The 973-nt window shown below is 56.6% G+C and carries 1 protein-coding gene; it reads left to right on the top strand.

The window, feature by feature from the left end; all coding sequences use genetic code 11:
* Positions 1 to 16: 16 nt before the first annotated feature.
* Complete coding sequence (locus ACXJ5O_RS28275) at positions 17 to 868, top strand: ABC transporter permease (protein WP_457302807.1); 852 nt, start codon at positions 17 to 19, stop codon at positions 866 to 868.
* The last annotated feature ends 105 nt before the right edge of the window (positions 869 to 973 follow it).

The raw sequence follows: 973 nt of genomic DNA, 5'->3' as shown, positions 1-973 counted from the left end.
ACCCTCGGGTTGCCCGATGAGCGTCGCTGTTGAGAAAATTGGGCTGTACCCAAGATTCCGGCGGCTTGCATTGCCACGTACGTTGATTTCCGGCGCGATAATCATTGGTGTGAGTTTGCTTATCGCATTCTTTCCAGCGCTGTTTGCTCCGTATGATCCCATTGCGTTCGACTATAAAGCGCTGCTGAAGGGGCCGACATTGGCGCATCCGTTCGGAACCGACAGTTTTGGTCGCGATGTCCTGTCCCGTGTGATCCATGCCTATACGATCGATATGCAGATCGCCGTGTTCGCTACAGTCGGGCCGTTCATCTTCGGAACGATTGTAGGCGCTTATGTCGGCTATGCGGGCGGTTTGGCGGAAGCTATTTTCGGCCGCGTCGTCGATGCTGTCATCACATTCCCGTTTCTTGTTCTGGTGATCGCGATCGTCTCGGTTCTGGGGCCTGGCCTCGGCAACATGTACGTTGCCGTCGGCATTGTCGGTTGGGTATTCTATGCCCGTCTCGTCGCGGCCGAGGTCAAGGTTCAGAAACGTCTCGACTATGYCGATGCTGGACGGGTCATGGGATATACGCCGATGCGGATTGTCTTTCGCCATCTCCTGCCCAATGCAATTACACCCGCGATAGTCTACTGGATGACGGATATGGCGCTGGCGATCCTTTTGGGATCAAGTCTTGGGTACCTCGGTCTTGGTGCCCAACCGCCCGCTGCCGAATGGGGCGTGCAGATCGCCGATGGCAAGAATTTCATGAGCACCGCCTGGTGGATTTCTGTCTTTCCCGGCATTGCCATTGTCATCACCGGTCTTGGTTTCAGTCTCCTCGGCGACGGGCTGGCACAGCTTATGAGGGTACGCCGATGAGTGTGGGAATCGGCACTGGTCTTGGCCTGACCGTTCGTGGTTTGACAACGCTTTTCGACACGCCTCGCGGCATGGCGCTCGCCGTCGCTGACGTCGATCTTGATG

This window comes from Phyllobacterium sp. P5_D12 (genome assembly GCF_054049495.1).
This window is presented reverse-complemented; position numbering and strand designations above follow the sequence as displayed.